The sequence below is a fragment of the Superficieibacter sp. 1612_C1 genome (assembly GCF_015234305.1).
Classification (GTDB): domain Bacteria; phylum Pseudomonadota; class Gammaproteobacteria; order Enterobacterales; family Enterobacteriaceae; genus Superficieibacter.
In genome coordinates, this window is the sequence record NZ_JADGMI010000001.1 from 41,929 (window position 1) to 57,313 (window position 15,385).

15 protein-coding genes, 1 tRNA gene and 1 pseudogene are annotated in these 15,385 nt (G+C 55.5%); 15 read left to right on the forward strand and 2 right to left on the reverse strand.

What is annotated here, in order from left to right:
- The first annotated feature begins 21 nt into the window (after nucleotides 1–21).
- The 3 genes from gpt (at nucleotide 22) to crl (ending at nucleotide 2,284) form a co-directional block, all read left to right on the forward strand.
- Complete coding sequence (gene gpt / locus INT84_RS00250; protein ID WP_176916867.1) at nucleotides 22–480, forward strand: xanthine phosphoribosyltransferase; 459 nt, start codon at nucleotides 22–24, stop codon at nucleotides 478–480.
- A gap of 100 nt (nucleotides 481–580) precedes the next feature.
- Complete coding sequence (gene frsA, locus INT84_RS00255; protein ID WP_194206076.1) at nucleotides 581–1,825, forward strand: esterase FrsA; 1,245 nt, start codon at nucleotides 581–583, stop codon at nucleotides 1,823–1,825.
- A 57-nt stretch (nucleotides 1,826–1,882) separates the two neighbouring features.
- Entirely contained in the window at nucleotides 1,883–2,284 is a 402-nt protein-coding gene (gene crl / locus INT84_RS00260; RefSeq protein WP_194205166.1) for a sigma factor-binding protein Crl, read from the forward strand.
- Between the two features lie 73 nt (nucleotides 2,285–2,357).
- On the opposite strand, the gene phoE is transcribed toward crl, so the two are convergent.
- Complete coding sequence (gene phoE, locus INT84_RS00265) at nucleotides 2,358–3,425, reverse strand: phosphoporin PhoE (RefSeq protein WP_194205167.1); 1,068 nt, start codon at nucleotides 3,423–3,425, stop codon at nucleotides 2,358–2,360.
- Nucleotides 3,426–3,716: 291 nt separating this feature from the next.
- Between phoE and proB the strand changes: the two genes are divergently transcribed.
- The 12 genes and pseudogenes from proB (at nucleotide 3,717) to crtB (ending at nucleotide 14,836) form a co-directional block, all read left to right on the forward strand.
- Nucleotides 3,717–4,820, forward strand: a complete 1,104-nt coding sequence (gene proB / locus INT84_RS00270) for a glutamate 5-kinase (protein ID WP_176916892.1) — start codon at nucleotides 3,717–3,719, stop codon at nucleotides 4,818–4,820.
- Nucleotides 4,821–4,830: 10 nt separating this feature from the next.
- Nucleotides 4,831–6,084, forward strand: coding sequence for a glutamate-5-semialdehyde dehydrogenase (gene proA, locus INT84_RS00275; protein ID WP_194205168.1), 1,254 nt, complete (start codon nucleotides 4,831–4,833; stop codon nucleotides 6,082–6,084).
- A 117-nt stretch (nucleotides 6,085–6,201) separates the two neighbouring features.
- Nucleotides 6,202–6,277, forward strand: a tRNA-Thr gene (locus INT84_RS00280).
- Between the two features lie 276 nt (nucleotides 6,278–6,553).
- Entirely contained in the window at nucleotides 6,554–6,853 is a 300-nt protein-coding gene (locus tag INT84_RS00285; RefSeq protein ID WP_194205169.1) for a cupin domain-containing protein, read from the forward strand.
- Nucleotides 6,854–7,274: 421 nt separating this feature from the next.
- Complete coding sequence (locus INT84_RS00290; RefSeq protein ID WP_194205170.1) at nucleotides 7,275–7,631, forward strand: class I SAM-dependent methyltransferase; 357 nt, start codon at nucleotides 7,275–7,277, stop codon at nucleotides 7,629–7,631.
- 28 nt (nucleotides 7,632–7,659) lie between these two features.
- Nucleotides 7,660–7,791, forward strand: a pseudogene (locus INT84_RS00295) (2-hydroxycarboxylate transporter family protein); the annotation flags it as partial.
- Between the two features lie 265 nt (nucleotides 7,792–8,056).
- Nucleotides 8,057–8,968, forward strand: coding sequence for a polyprenyl synthetase family protein (locus tag INT84_RS00300; protein ID WP_194205171.1), 912 nt, complete (start codon nucleotides 8,057–8,059; stop codon nucleotides 8,966–8,968).
- Nucleotides 8,968–9,993, forward strand: a complete 1,026-nt coding sequence (gene fni, locus INT84_RS00305; RefSeq protein ID WP_194205172.1) for a type 2 isopentenyl-diphosphate Delta-isomerase — start codon at nucleotides 8,968–8,970, stop codon at nucleotides 9,991–9,993. Before INT84_RS00300 ends, fni begins: the two co-directional genes overlap by 1 nt.
- Nucleotides 9,993–11,282 (forward strand): glycosyltransferase, encoded by a 1,290-nt coding sequence (locus INT84_RS00310; RefSeq protein WP_194205173.1) that lies wholly within the window; start codon nucleotides 9,993–9,995, stop codon nucleotides 11,280–11,282. The genes fni and INT84_RS00310 overlap by 1 nt, the downstream gene beginning before the upstream one ends.
- Nucleotides 11,261–12,436, forward strand: a complete 1,176-nt coding sequence (crtY, locus tag INT84_RS00315) for a lycopene beta-cyclase CrtY (RefSeq protein ID WP_194205174.1) — start codon at nucleotides 11,261–11,263, stop codon at nucleotides 12,434–12,436. Before INT84_RS00310 ends, crtY begins: the two co-directional genes overlap by 22 nt.
- Nucleotides 12,429–13,907 (forward strand): phytoene desaturase, encoded by a 1,479-nt coding sequence (locus INT84_RS00320; RefSeq protein WP_194205175.1) that lies wholly within the window; start codon nucleotides 12,429–12,431, stop codon nucleotides 13,905–13,907. Before crtY ends, INT84_RS00320 begins: the two co-directional genes overlap by 8 nt.
- Nucleotides 13,904–14,836 carry a 15-cis-phytoene synthase CrtB gene (gene crtB, locus INT84_RS00325; protein WP_194205176.1) on the forward strand — a complete coding sequence of 311 codons (933 nt, stop codon included), beginning with the start codon at nucleotides 13,904–13,906 and terminating at the stop codon, nucleotides 14,834–14,836. Before INT84_RS00320 ends, crtB begins: the two co-directional genes overlap by 4 nt.
- Here the strand turns inward: crtB and INT84_RS00330 are convergent.
- The gene (locus INT84_RS00330) at nucleotides 14,763–15,320 is read right to left on the reverse strand and encodes a sterol desaturase family protein (protein ID WP_194205177.1); all 558 of its coding nucleotides are present in this window, start codon (nucleotides 15,318–15,320) and stop codon (nucleotides 14,763–14,765) included. The two genes, crtB and INT84_RS00330, sit on opposite strands and share 74 nt — an antisense overlap.
- Nucleotides 15,321–15,385: the final 65 nt, after the last annotated feature.

The window sequence follows — 15,385 nt, forward strand, 5'->3', positions numbered from 1 at the left end:
AAACAGGCTGGGACACTTCACATGAGCGAAAAATACGTCGTCACCTGGGACATGTTGCAGATTCACGCACGCAAACTGGCCACTCGCCTGATGCCTTCAGAACAGTGGAAAGGCATTATTGCCGTTAGCCGTGGGGGTCTGGTTCCTGGCGCGCTGCTGGCGCGTGAACTGGGTATTCGTCATGTAGATACCGTTTGCATCTCCAGCTATGACCACGACAACCAGCGTGAGCTGAAAGTCCTCAAGCGCGCTGAAGGCGATGGCGAAGGCTTCATCGTTATTGACGATCTGGTTGATACCGGCGGCACCGCCGTTGCGATCCGCGAAATGTACCCGAGAGCACATTTCGTCACTATCTTTGCAAAACCGGCTGGCCGTCCGCTGGTGGATGATTATGTTGTTGATATCCCGCAGGATACCTGGATCGAACAGCCGTGGGATATGGGCGTTGTCTTCATTCCGCCTATCTCAGGTCGTTAATTTCCATGCTTTTCAGCGCCCGGTTTACCGGGCGTTGTTCATTTTAGCCTCTGACGCGTTACAATGAGCCTCAATGACGTCATCATGGAGGCTGCGCGCAATGACCCAGGCCAATCTCAGCGAAACCCTGTTCAAACCTCGTTTTAAACATCCTGAAACGTCGACGCTGGTGCGCCGGTTTAATCCGGGCGAACAACCGCTGATGCAATCCACGCTGGACGGTAAAAACGTTCCACACTGGTATCGCATGGTTAACCGCCTGATGTGGATCTCGCGCGGCGTTGATGCGCGTGAAATCCTCGACGTGCAGTCGCGCATCGTGATGAGTACCGCCGAACGTACCGATCCCAACCTCTATGATACGGTGGTCGGCTATCGCGGCGGCAACTGGATTTATGAATGGTCGAAGCAGGCGATGCTCTGGCAGCAAAAAGCCAGTCAGGAAGAAAATGCGACCCTCTGCGGCCGCCACTGGCTGCATGCCTGTAACCTTTACAGTATCGCAGCCTACCCCCATCTGAAAGGCGATGAACTGGCCGAGCAGGCGCAGGTGCTGGCAAGCCGTGCCTACGAAGAAGCGGCGCAGCGTCTGCCGGGACAGATGCGTGAAATGGAATTTGCCATTCCCGGCGGCTCTCCCGTGACCGGTTTTTTACATATGCCGGAAGGGGAAGGCCCTTTTCCCACTATCCTCATGTGTGGCGGCCTCGACTCGCTGCAATTTGACTACTACAGCCTGTTTGAGCGCTATTTTGCGCCGCAGGGAATCGCCATGCTGACGCTGGATATGCCCTCGATCGGCTTCTCTTCAAAATGGAAGCTGACGCAGGACTCCAGCATGCTGCATCAGCAGGTATTAAAAACCCTGCCGAATATCCCCTGGATCGACCATACCCGCGTGGCGCTGTTTGGATTTCGTTTCGGTGCCAACGTGGCGGTGCGGCTGGCCTATCTTGAATCGCCGCGGCTGAAGGCCGTCGCCTGCCTCGGGCCGGTGGTGCATTCGCTGCTTAACGATCCCCTGCGTCAGGGACGGGTGCCAGAGATGTACCTGGATGTGTTAGCTAGCCGCCTGGGGATGCACGACGCCTCAGATGAAGCATTGCGCGTTGAACTGAACCGCTATTCGCTGAAAACGCAGGGATTACTGGGTCGCCGCTGTCCGACGCCGATGCTGTCCGGCTACTGGAAAAACGATCCTTTCAGCCCGGAAGAGGAGTCCCGGCTTATCGCTTCGTCATCCGCTGACGGCAAGCTGCTGCCCATCGCTTTTAGTCCGGTGTATCGCAATTTTGACAAGGCGTTGAAAGAAATTACCGCCTGGATTAATCATAGATTTGGTTAATAGTTTGCTAATTTCTATTGATTTGGTAAAACAGTTGCATCACAAAAGGAGATAGCAATGACGTTACCGAGTGGACACCCGAAAAGCAGACTGATTAAGAAATTCACGGCGTTGGGCCCTTACATCCGTGAGGAGCAATGTGAAGATACCCGCTTCTTTTTCGATTGCCTGGCAGTTTGCGTCAATGTCAAACCGGCACCTGAAAAGCGTGAGTTCTGGGGATGGTGGATGGAGATGGACGCAGAGGAAAAGCGCTTTACCTATCGCTATCATTTCGGCCTGTTTGATAAAGAAGGTAAGTGGCAGCCCACTGAGATCAAAGATCCTGAAGTCACCGAACGTCTTGAGCATACCTTACGTCAGTTTCATGAAAGAGCGCGCGAACTGCTGAAGACGCTTGAGCTTTCTCTGGAGCCAGCAGAGGGTTTCTCCGAGCAGGTACTTAAATACCCGTCCTGAGACAGTGATAAACACGGTCAATAAAAAAAGCCCTGTCATGGACAGGGCTTTTTCGTATGAAACTTTAAAGATATCAGAACTGATAGGTCAGGCCAGCGGCCACGATGTCATCGCTGTTGATGCCAAGTTTGTTATCGTCATCAAGCTGGTTAATTTTATAATCAACAAAGGCGGACATGTTTTTGTTGAAATAATACGTCGCGCCCACATCGATGTATTTCACGATATCTTCGTCACCGACGCCTTCAATATCTTTTCCTTTAGACTGGACATAGCCCAGAGACGGACGCAGACCGGAATCAAACTGATACTGCGCGACCGCTTCAAAATGCTGAGCCTTATTCGCGAAACCACCGGAAATTGGCGTCATATTGCGCGTTTCGGCATACATGGTTGCCAGGTAAATATTATTCGCGTCATATTTCAGGCCGGTTGCCCAGGCTTCCGCTTTGTCGCCGTGACCGCGGGGAGCCAGCGCCAGATTCTGCTGATCGTCGGTACGATCAGAGTTAGTATACGCGCCGCTGATGGCGAAATCGCTGCCGCCGAAATCATAGGTCAGAGAGGTGCCGACACCGTCGCCGTTCTGTTTCTTAACGTCGCTACGACCTTCGTTTTTGCCCTGGTACTGAATGGTCAAATCCAGACCGTCGATTGCGCCGAAGAAGTCGGTATTACGGTAGGTTGCCAGCCCGCTGGAGCGCTTGGTCATAAAGTTATCGGTCTGACCGGAAGAGTCGCCGCCGAACTCCGGGAACATATCGGTCCAGGCTTCGACATCGTACAACGCGCCAAGGTTACGACCGTAATCAATCGAGCCAAATTTGCTAAATTTCAGACCAGCAAACGCCAGACGCGTTTTCTGCGTGCTGCTGTTGCCTTCTTCTTTGTTACCGGCGAATTCAGCTTCCCAGCGACCAAAACCGGTCAATTGATCGTTAATTTGCGTTTCGCCTTTAAAACCAAAACGCACATAAGTCTGGTCGCCATCTTTACTATCGTTATCGCTGAAGTAATGCATAGCTTTTACTTTGCCATACACATCAAGTTTATTGCTGTTCTTATTATAAACTTCAGCCGCATGTGCCGCAGAGGAGGCGACAACACCCATTACCACTAATGCCAGAATGCTCTTTTTCATTTTTAACCCTGCTTCTTTGAAAGACGTGCTAATAAATATCGGGCGACAGCCCCGTTGAAAACATGAAGGGTTTTAACGTTTGCACATGAACGATTTATGACAGTTTCAGAATATTTCTAAAATATTCATTTTAATTATGTTTGTAATGGTAATGTAAACATCAGCCGCTACGCTTGCTGATCCTGCGCAACAAAATGTCACGCCCGATGCCGCGAGAGTTGGCAAGTGCTCTCACTCCTGTTACAACATTTGCCTGATATCCATTTATGATTTGTATAACGGCAGAAAATGATGAGTGACAGCCAGACGCTGGTGGTAAAACTGGGCACCAGTGTATTAACGGGCGGATCGCGCCGCCTCAATCGGGCCCATATTGTTGAGCTGGTACGCCAGTGCGCGCAGCTACATGCCGCCGGGCATCGTATCGTTATTGTAACCTCTGGCGCGATCGCTGCCGGACGCGAACACCTCGGCTATCCGGAACTGCCGGCCACCATCGCCTCTAAACAGCTGCTGGCCGCCGTCGGGCAGAGCCGCCTGATCCAGCTCTGGGAACAGCTCTTCTCCATTTATGGCATTCATATCGGTCAGATGTTGCTGACCCGCGCCGATATGGAAGACAGAGAGCGGTTCCTCAACGCCCGTGACACCCTGCGCGCGCTGCTCGACAACAACATTGTGCCGGTCATCAATGAGAATGACGCGGTGGCGACCACGGAAATTAAAGTTGGCGACAACGATAATCTCTCGGCGCTGGCGGCGATCCTCGCCGGTGCGGACAAACTGCTGCTGCTGACCGATCAGCAGGGGCTTTTTACCGCCGATCCGCGCAGCAATCCCGACGCTGAACTGATTAAAGATGTTTACAGCATCGATGACGCGTTGCGCGCCATCGCGGGCGATAGCGTCTCGGGCCTCGGAACCGGTGGTATGGGCACCAAACTTCAGGCCGCCGATGTCGCCTGCCGGGCAGGTATTGACACTATCATTGCCGCTGGCAGCCGCCCCGGTGTGATTGGCGACGTGATGGAAAATCTCTCCGTCGGCACGCGCTTTCACGCCCAGGAATCACCGCTGGAGAACCGTAAGCGCTGGATCTTCGGCGCGCCGCCCGCGGGCGAAATCACCGTTGATGAGGGGGCAACCTCTGCCATTCTGGAACGCGGAAGCTCATTACTTCCTAAAGGCATTAAAAGCGTGACAGGAAACTTCTCCCGTGGTGAAGTGATCCGTATCCGTAGTCTCGATGGTCGCGACATTGCCCACGGCGTCAGCCGCTACAACAGCGATGCGCTGCGACGCATCGCCGGGCATCACTCTCAACAGATTGACGCTATTCTCGGCTATGAATATGGCCCGGTGGCGGTTCATCGCGACGATATGATCACCCGTTAAGGAGCGAAGTATGCTGGAACAAATGGGTAAGGCGGCCAAAGCGGCCTCTTACCAGCTGGCGCTGCTCGGCAGTAAAGAGAAAAACCGCGTTCTGGAAAAAATTGCTGATTATCTGGAAGCGGAAGCGCAGCAAATTCTGACGGCCAACGAGCAGGATCTGCTGGAAGCGCGCCGTAACGGCCTCAGCGACGCGATGCTCGATCGCCTGGCGCTGAACCCGGCGCGTCTGAGCGCGATGGCCAATGATGTCCGTCAGGTCTGCCAGCTGGCCGATCCCGTCGGGCAGGTGATCGATGGCGGCCTGCTGGATAGCGGCCTGCGTCTCGAACGTCGCCGCGTGCCGCTGGGCGTCATCGGTGTTATTTATGAAGCACGTCCGAACGTGACGGTGGACGTTGCCTCTCTGTGCCTGAAAACCGGCAACGCTGCGATTCTGCGCGGCGGGAAAGAGACCTGGCGCACTAATGCCGCAACAGTAAAAGTGATCCAGCAGGCGCTGGAAGAGTGCGGCCTGCCCGCAGGCGCGGTGCAGGCGATTGAAAGCCCGGATCGCGCGCTGGTCAGCGAACTGCTGCGCATGGACAAGTACATCGATATGCTGATCCCGCGCGGCGGGGCAGGGCTACACAAGCTGTGCCGCGAGCAGTCGACGATCCCGGTAATCACCGGCGGGATTGGCGTCTGCCATATTTTCGTCGATGATTCCGCAGAAATCGCGCCAGCCCTCGACATCCTTGTGAATGCAAAAACCCAGCGCCCGAGTACCTGCAACACGGTAGAGACGCTGCTGGTGCATCAGGGGATCGCCGGGCGTTTTCTGCCTGCGCTGAGCGAGCGGATGGCGGAACGTGGCGTTACGCTGCACGCCGACGCTAACGCGCTGGAAGCGTTACAAGCGGGGCCGGCGCAGGTTGTTGCGGTCAAAGCAGACGAGTATGACAACGAGTATTTGTCGCTGGATTTAAGCGTCAAAATCGTTGCGGATCTGGATGACGCCATTGACCATATCCGTCAGCACGGCACGCAGCACTCCGACGCTATCCTGACGCGCACGCTGCGTAATGCCGCACGTTTCATTAACGAGGTGGATTCTTCCGCCGTTTACGTTAACGCCTCCACCCGTTTCACCGACGGCGGCCAGTTTGGTCTCGGCGCAGAAGTGGCGGTCAGCACGCAAAAACTGCACGCGCGCGGCCCGATGGGACTCGAAGCCCTGACCACCTATAAGTGGATCGGCTACGGCGACGATACTATTCGTGCTTAAATACGGCCGGGTGATGCAAAAATAGTCGGTTGATTCATAAGACCATTGACGCATCGCCCGGTTAGTTTTAACCTTCTTCCCCGTGATTTACCGCTGGTAAGTTACTCCCTTCTCAGGGCCGATATAGCTCAGTTGGTAGAGCAGCGCATTCGTAATGCGAAGGTCGGAGGTTCGACTCCTCTTATCGGCACCAGTTAAATCAATAAGTTATAAAACATCCTTCCATAAAGTTTTCTGATTTTCCTTCTCTCGTGCCTGGTGGCGTGCGTACTTAGTATGGAATAACGACAAGCATATTAGTCCGGAAACCTCCATATCGATATTTATCATACTTACAGTATATATATCCCAGGGATCTGCCACCCCAGCCAGCACCCCATAAAATCAGCATTGCTTATTCTATTTACGGTTTTGCGCCCGCTAAAAAATACATTATGAATGGAGTTTTCATTATTGAAGGAAAAAAGGGATGAAAACAGGGGCATTAACTACCATCGCTTCGGCGTTACCAGAGTTCTGGAAGTCCGTCCTGATAGGCCGGGTTGGGAACGCTGCGATAAAACTCATCAAAATGGGAGGCGAGGGGATACCTGAAGAATCACATGCGGAATACGATGAGCTTCTGGTCGTTATTGATGGTGAGTTAGTATTACGAGTTGATGACCACTCAGTCACGTTGAAAAGCGGTGAATTTTACCTGATTCCGGCAGGAACCCTTCATTCTGTGCCTTCCGGAAGTTACGGTACCCTGTTATTAATTGATAAATAAAAGAGATTTGTCGGGGAGATTTTACCGCCTTATGCGAATAGCGCTGCATCGGGGGAAAAACCAGCAGGAAGGATGGCTATCAAAAGCTCTGGCGACAGCGACATCACAACTTCGCCAGATAATGCAGATGAAAAATTTTGTATAAGTCTTCCTGACCTGATGAGTTATAGCTGACGTTCGTAAGATTGGATAACGCGAATTTTTTGTGCTGCCGGTTCGTCTGTTTTATCGTGGATGATACTACAAGCGTGCTAACTGACTTTACGCTGGGATACAGATAAAAACCGCTACGTTCAATTCGTCAAGCCGCGTTATGCGCAAAATAGTAGCTTAATCACCACCATTGTTACTGGCTTTTTAAAAAAATGACGGTGAGCTAATGTAGACTACGGAAATCAGCATTCCCTTACAGAAGACGAAAATGCGTCAAGCGGCTAAAAATATTCTTTCTCTCTACCAGCGCCATGCTGACGCCTTCGCAAGCCAGCGCTCATGTGCGCTGTTCGAAAAAAGCTGGCTGGATAAGTTTATAGCGACAATGGAGGGCGCAGGGCATATCCTCGATATCGGATGCGGCAATGGTCAGCCCATTGCAGAATATTTTATTCAGCAGGGCTTTTTGCTCACCGGGATTGATGGTGCCGCCGCGATGCTTAACCGTGCCCGAAGTCGTTTTCCCGACCATTGCTGGCGTGAGCAGGGTTTTACGGTGATTGAGATGGTTAAAGAAGATCCACACTGCGCCGGACATACGATATGGCTGGCGAAAAAAGGATAGCTAAACAGCGCGAATACCGCAGTAACCATGCCTGATGCTACCGTTTATTCTGGTTTACTTCTGCGTCTTTCAGAAGCATGCGCTCGGCACGGTGCATCTGTTGATGAAGGAAGCTAACCTGCTTTACTTTGTCATTGCCTGCCTGGTGGTAGGCAACATCTGTTATCGCCACGCCTGTCATGCCGCATGCCGCCCGCTTTTTACCCGCAAATGTTATTTATATGTAAATAATGAGAGTGGCGCGCTTTGCAAAAAGAAAATTCCACGATGTTACGCTACGCTTTGCAAACACCCTCTGGAAAGCAGAGTACGCGCTCACGCGGCTTTGAACAGAACGTTAAACAGGCCAGTACAGCAGGCAAGACGGCTGTGATGCGCTCAACGTGTCCTCCAGGCAACCTGTCGACAAGTAAGTAGCCGTAAAAATGAATGTAAATGACGAAGATGAAATGCAGGCGTTGCGCGTTGCGCTGCAACAACGCCTTGAACAGTTATTACCTGTCGGCAACCAGCAGGATCTGGTCTGTGAAGCGATGCGGGGAGGGACGCTGGCAGCGGGAAAACGCATACGTCCGCTGTTATTGCTGTTAACGGCGCAAGACTTAGGGTGTCACGTTGAAAAGCCCGGGCTTCTCGATCTGGCCTGTGCGGTGGAAATGATCCACGCCGCCTCACTGATGCTGGATGATATCCCGTGCATGGACAATGCCATGCAGCGGCGCGGCATGCCGACGATTCATCGCCAGTATGGCGAAAGCGTCGCCATCCTCGCGGCAATCGGGCTGCTCAGCCGCGCGTTCGGCGTGGTGGCTGAGGCGAACGCGCTGCCGCCCGGCGTCAAAACGCAGGCGGTCACTGAGCTTTCCTCGGCGGTGGGTATGCAGGGGCTGGTTCAGGGCCAGTATCGCGATCTCGTTGAAGGCAAACAGGCGCGCAGCGCTGAAGCGATCCTCCTGACGAACGATCTTAAAACCAGCCGTTTATTCGATGCCACGCTGCAAATGGCGGCGATTGTTGCCGATGCGCCTGTACAGGCGCGTCAGCGCCTGCGCTGTTTTGCGCAGGATCTGGGGCTGGTTTTTCAATTGATGGACGATTTAACCGATGGAGTAAGCGGCACCGGAAAAGATATCAATCAGGATAACGGTAAATCCACGCTGGTTGAAATGCTGGGCGCGGAGGCCGTGCATCAGCAGTTGCGCGAACATCTGCGTAGTGCCGACGAGCATCTGGCAAGCGCCTGTGACAAAGGCACTTCGACAAGGCGTTTTATGCGGGCCTGGTTTGATAAACAAAAAGCGATGTTTGGTCTGGACTGGTCTTTACCGGAGTGCTGATGAAGGATCTGATTCAACGTAAAAACGACCATCTGGATATCGTGTTACATCCGACGGCGACTGTGAAAAAGTGCACAACGGGGTTCGAACAGTGGCGTTTTGACCATTGTGCGCTGCCTGAACTGAACCTGGATGATATTGATCTGCGGACCTCGCTGTTTGGTAAAACCCTCAATGCGCCATTGCTCATTGGTTCGATGACCGGAGGTGCCAGCCGCGCAGCGGAAATTAATCGTCATCTGGCACAGGCGGCACAAGCCCTGGGACTGGCAATGGGCGTAGGATCGCAGCGCGTTGCGCTGGAGAGCGATGTGAACAGCGGCCTGACGCGTGAACTGCGCCAGTTTGCGCCCGACATCGTTCTGCTGGCCAACCTGGGCGCAGCGCAAATTGCCTCCCGGAAAGGTCAGGATTACGCTCGCCGGGCGGTGGAAATGATTGATGCTGATGCGCTGATCATTCACCTCAATCCCTTACAGGAAGCCCTGCAACGCAACGGCGATCGCGACTGGCGCGGCGTACTCAACGCCATTGAAGAGACGGTAAAAGCCTTGCCGGTTCCGGTGATCGTTAAAGAGGTCGGGGCCGGGTTATCCGTTGACGTCGCGCGTCGTTTACTGGAAACAGGCATCGCCATGCTGGATGTGGCTGGTGCTGGCGGCACCAGCTGGGCAGCCGTAGAGGGAGAGCGAGCAACGACGGCTCACGGGCGTACTGTGGCAATGGCGTTTGCCGACTGGGGTATTCCCACTGCACAGGCGCTACACGATCTACATCAGGCCTTACCGCAGGCGCAGTTGATCGCTTCCGGAGGCATCGTGGACGGTATCGATGTGGCCAAAGCATTACGGTTAGGGGCAAGCATCGTAAGCCAGGCAGCAGGCGTTCTGGGAAGCGCAACCTCTTCTGCGCAGGCGGTGGTGGACCATTTTCAGATTATCCTAAATCAATTACGTATCGCCTGTTTTTGCACCGGTAGCGCCAGCCTCGATCAGCTTCGCCAGGCAACGCTGGTGCGTGTGTAATGGGCCACTTTGCGGTCATTACCCCTCCATTTTATAGCCATGTACGCGCGCAGGAAGCGCTGGCCCAGCAGCTTATGGCGCGCGGGCATCGGATTACCTTTATTCAGCAGGCGGAAGCCTGCACTTTACTCCGCGATGAGCGGATCGCGTTTTGTGCCGTGGGCGAACGTAGCCATCCGCCCGGCAGTCTGGCACGAACGCTGGCGCTTGCCGCGCGGCCTTCGGGGACGGGCATTTTCCGCATGATTGATAATCTGGCGCACACCACTGACATGCTGTGCCGGGAACTGCCTGGCGCGCTGGAAAAAAATGGCATCGACGGCGTGATTGTTGATCAGATGGAACCCTCAGGCGGGCTGGTCGCTGAGATGTTGGGCCTGCCGTTTGTGTCGGTGGCCTGCGCGCTGCCGGTCAATCGCGATGCGACTATCCCGTTGGCGGTAATGCCGTTTCTCTATGCCACCGATGCGCGCAGCAAAAAGATCTTTCGCTCCAGTACCGGGGTTTATGACCTGTTGATGCAGCGACAGAATAACGTTATCACGCGTTACGCCCGCGCGTTTGGCCTCGGCGAACGTCGTGGGTTGCACGACTGCCTCTCATCGCTGGCGCAGATCGGTCAGATCATTCCCGGTTTTGATTTCCCGCGCCGGCTGCCCGCCTGCTTTCATGCGGTGGGGCCGCTGCGTTCTGCTCAACGTGCGCCGTTCACGCCCGCCGATATGCAGAGCGGAAAGCCGTTGGTATTTGCGTCGCTGGGAACGCTTCAGGGCCATCGCTACCGTTTATTTCGTACCATTGCACGCGCCTGCCGTCAGGCTGATGTGCGGCTGCTGATTGCCCATTGTGGGGGATTAACGCTGGCGCAGACGACGCGGCTGAATGATATCGGTGCCAGGACCGTCGACTTTGTCGATCAGCCAGCGATCTTGCGACAGGCGCAGGTTGTGATCACCCACGCCGGACTGAATACCGTGATGGATGCGATAGCCAGCGCGACGCCGGTGCTGGCTATTCCGCTGGGATTCGATCAGCCTGGCGTGGCAGCGCGCGTGGTCTACAGCGGTATCGGCCGTCGGGCATCACGCTATGCCAGCCGGCATACGCTATCTGCGCATCTTGATGAACTGCTGAATAATCCGTGCTACCGGCAGCGTCTGACGGCATTGCAACCCGCGCTCAGGCAGGCGGGAGGTGCCACGCTTGCTGCACAGATCGTCGAACAGGCATTAACTACCCGTCGCCCGGTGCTGGCAGGGAGGGCACAATGCAGCAGCACTGGGATCTGATTTTCGTCGGCGGCGGTCTGGCAAATGGGCTTATTGCGTTGCGGCTGCGGCAGCAGCGCCCGGAATTGCGGATATTAATGCTGGAGGCTGGCGCGCGGCCCGGCGGCAATCACACCTGGTCGTTTCATCAGGACGATCTCTCAGCCGAACAGCATCGCTGGCTGGCCCCGCTGGTAGCGTACCGCTGGTCCGGTTATAACGTCCGTTTCCCGACACGCCACCGTACGCTCCCCGGCGACTATTTTAGCGTAACCTCAGAACGCTTTGCGGCGGTTATCACGCAGGCGATGGGCGATGGCCTGCTGACCGGGGTTTCTGCCACCCGCGTGACGCCGGAGGCGGTCACGCTTGACGACGGGCGGACGCTGACGGCAACGGCAGTGATTGACGGACGTGGTTACCGCCCCAGCGCGCATCTGATCGCCGGCCGTCAGGCTTTTTTAGGCCAGCAGTGGCGGCTCCGTCAACCGCACGGCCTGACGCGGCCCATTTTGATGGATGCCACGGTCGATCAGCGCGGCGGATATCGATTTGTCTATACGCTGCCCCTGTCGCCCACCGAGCTGTTAATCGAAGATACCCATTACATCGATCGCGCCACTCTCGATAACACGGTACTGCGTCAGCATATCGCGGAATACGCACAGCAGCAGGGCTGGATGCTGGATCGGCTAGTACGTGAAGAACAGGGCAGTTTACCGATTACGCTCGCTGGCAATGCCCGCGCCTTCTGGAATGAGGTGCATGATCAGCCCTGTAGCGGCCTGCGGGCCGGGCTTTTTCATGCGACGACCGGCTACTCTCTGCCGCAGGCGGTTCAGCTTGCGCAAGCCATTAGCCGACAACAGGATCTCTCTTCCGCGGCATTGTTTCATCTGATCCAGCAGACGGCGCTTCACCAGTGGCGCAAACAGCGTTTTTTCCGCTTGCTTAACCGCATGTTGTTCCTTGCCGGACGTCCCGATCGGCGGTGGCAGGTCATGCAGCGTTTTTACGGTTTAAATGATGGGCTAATTGCCCGCTTTTACGCCGGTCAGCTCAGGCTGACCGATATGGCGCGGATCCTGATGGGGAAACCACCGGTACCGGTGGGGGAAGCCCTGCGGGCCGCGCTCAACTCTTCTTCCCGGCTGCGAGCTTTCCATAATGAGTAAAACAGTAGTCATCGGCGCAGGTTTCGGCGGCCTCGCCTTAGCCATTCGTCTTCAGGCCAATGGTATTCCCGTGGTATTGCTTGAGCAGCGCGATAAGCCGGGTGGACGCGCCTACGTCTATCAGGATCAGGGGTTTACCTTTGACGCCGGACCAACGGTGATCACCGATCCTGGGGCAATTGAAGCGCTTTTTACGCTCAGCGGGAAGCGAATGGAAGAGTATGTGGATCTGCTGCCGGTAACGCCGTTTTACCGTCTGTGCTGGGAGACGGGGGAGGTTTTTGATTATGATAACCATCAGGAGAGGCTGGAAGCACAGATTAGACGTTTTAATCCGCAGGATGTCGACGGCTACCGGCGTTTTCACGCCTATTCGCAGGCTGTGTTTGAAGAAGGCTATCTGAAACTCGGCACCGTACCGTTTTTATCCTTCCGCGATATGCTACGCGCTGGCCCCAAACTGGCGAAGCTGCAGGCCTGGCGCAGCGTGTACAGTATGGTGTCGACATTTATTCAGAATGAGCAACTGCGGCAGGCCTTCTCATTTCATACGCTGTTGGTCGGCGGCAATCCGTTTGCTACCTCCTCTATCTATTCACTTATTCACGCGCTGGAGCGGGAATGGGGCGTCTGGTTTGCTCGCGGCGGCACCGGAGCGCTGGTGCAGGGGCTGGTGAAACTTTTTCAGGATTTAGGCGGCACCCTGGAACTGAATGCCCAGGTCAGTGGAATGGAAGTGGAAGATTCGCGCATCAAGGCCGTTCAGTTAAAAGATGGCCGACGCATTGAAGCCACCGCCGTGGCGTCAAACGCGGATGTAGTGCATACCTATGAAACATTACTGGGCCATCATCCTGTGGGCGCGAAGCGCGCGGCTTCCCTGAAGCGCAAACGGATGAGCAACTCGCTGTTTGTACTTTATTTTGGTCTGAATCATCACCACAGCCAGTTAGCCCACCACACCGTGTGTTTTGGCCCGCGCTATAAAGAACTGATTAACGATATTTTTACTAAAGCCACGCTGGCGGAGGATTTTTCGCTTTATCTGCACGCGCCGTGCGTCACCGATCCGTCCCTCGCGCCGCCGGGTTGCGGCAGTTATTACGTGCTGGCTCCGGTGCCGCATTTAGGTACGGCCGATCTGGACTGGACGGTCGAAGGGCCACGTCTGCGCGACCGTATTTTTGCCTATCTTGAGCAGCATTATATGCCCGGCCTGCGCGAGCAGCTGGTCACGCACCGTATGTTTACGCCGTTTGATTTTCGCGACCAGCTAGGCGCGCATCTGGGATCGGCATTCTCCATTGAGCCGATCCTGCAACAGAGCGCCTGGTTCCGGCCGCATAACCGCGACAGCCACATTCCAAACCTTTACCTTGTCGGCGCAGGAACGCATCCTGGCGCAGGGATCCCCGGTGTGATTGGCTCAGCGAAAGCGACCGCCGGGTTAATGCTGGAGGCGCTTTTATGAGCAACAGTACCCTGATGGATCACGCGACTGATACCATGGCGGCAGGCTCGAAAAGCTTCGCCACCGCCGCGAAGCTCTTTGATGCGACGACCCGGCGTAGCGCGCTGATGCTGTATGCGTGGTGCCGTCATTGTGATGATGTGATTGATGGTCAGGCTCTGGGATTTCCCTCCCGATCGCAGAGCGATGCCACTGCGTCACAGCGCCTGCTGATGCTGGAAACGCAGACACAGCGCGCGTTTTCCGGCGCGCCGGTGCAAGAACCTGCTTTTGCGGCTCTCCAGGAGGTGGCGACGCGGCACGCGCTTCCCCCACAGCTGGCGTTCGATCATCTGGACGGTTTTGCGATGGACGTGCGTGAAACCCGTTATGAGACCTTCGCAGACACTCTGCGCTACTGTTACCACGTCGCGGGGGTGGTCGGTCTGATGATGGCGCGCATTATGGGAGTACGTGATGAGGCGGTGCTGGACCGGGCCTGTGACTTAGGGCTGGCGTTTCAGTTAACCAATATTGCCCGTGATATTGTGGAAGATGCTGAGGCCGGACGCTGTTATCTTCCCGCAGAGTGGCTGGCGGCTGAGAATATAGCGCTTACGCACGTCAGCGATCCGCTACAGCGGGAAAAACTCGCCCGGCTGGCGCAGCGGCTGGTGACGGAAGCCGAGCCGTACTATGACTCTGCGCGGGCGGGGCTTTCCGGGCTACCGTTGCGCTCTGCATGGGCGATTGCCTCAGCGCATGGCGTCTACCGTGAAATTGGCATTAAAGTGAGCGCGGCGGGCGCACGCGCCTGGGATACACGGCAGGGCACATCACGATCGGAGAAGCTGGCGCTGCTGCTGAAAGGGGCATCTATGGCACTCCGCTCTCGTGTGTCTTCTCCTCTGCCGCGTCCGTCCGGGCTGTGGCAGCGTCCCGTGCGTTAAGCGTCTCACGGTGCGCTTCCTGCTTGCGGCTGCGCAGCGTCGCCTGTAATTTTTCCACCGGCGGTGCATAAAGAAAACCGAATGAAACGCAGCCTTCTTTACCGCGCACCGCATGATGCAGACGGTGCGCCATATACAATCGTTTCAGATAGCCCCGGCGCGGCACATAGCGAAACGGCCAGCGCTGGTGCACCAGTCCATCGTGGACCATAAAGTAGAGCGCGCCGTACAGCGTCATACCCGCGCCAATCCATTGCAGCGGCCAGACGCCTGCGGTCCCCACGGCAATCAACGCAATTGCCAGTGCTGCAAAAACCACAGCATAAAGATCGTTGACCTCAAACCAGCCGGTACGCGGCTCATGATGGGAGAGGTGCCATCCCCATCCCCAGCTGTGCATGATGTACTTATGCGCCAGCGTAGCGATGATTTCCATCGCGGCGACAGTTGCCAGAACGATCAGGGTGTTCCACAGCACAAGCATCGGCATTCCTCTTAAGACCTGTAAAGCGCGTTTCAGCGGCTTGCGTAATAGTAGCTGTCTTTGCA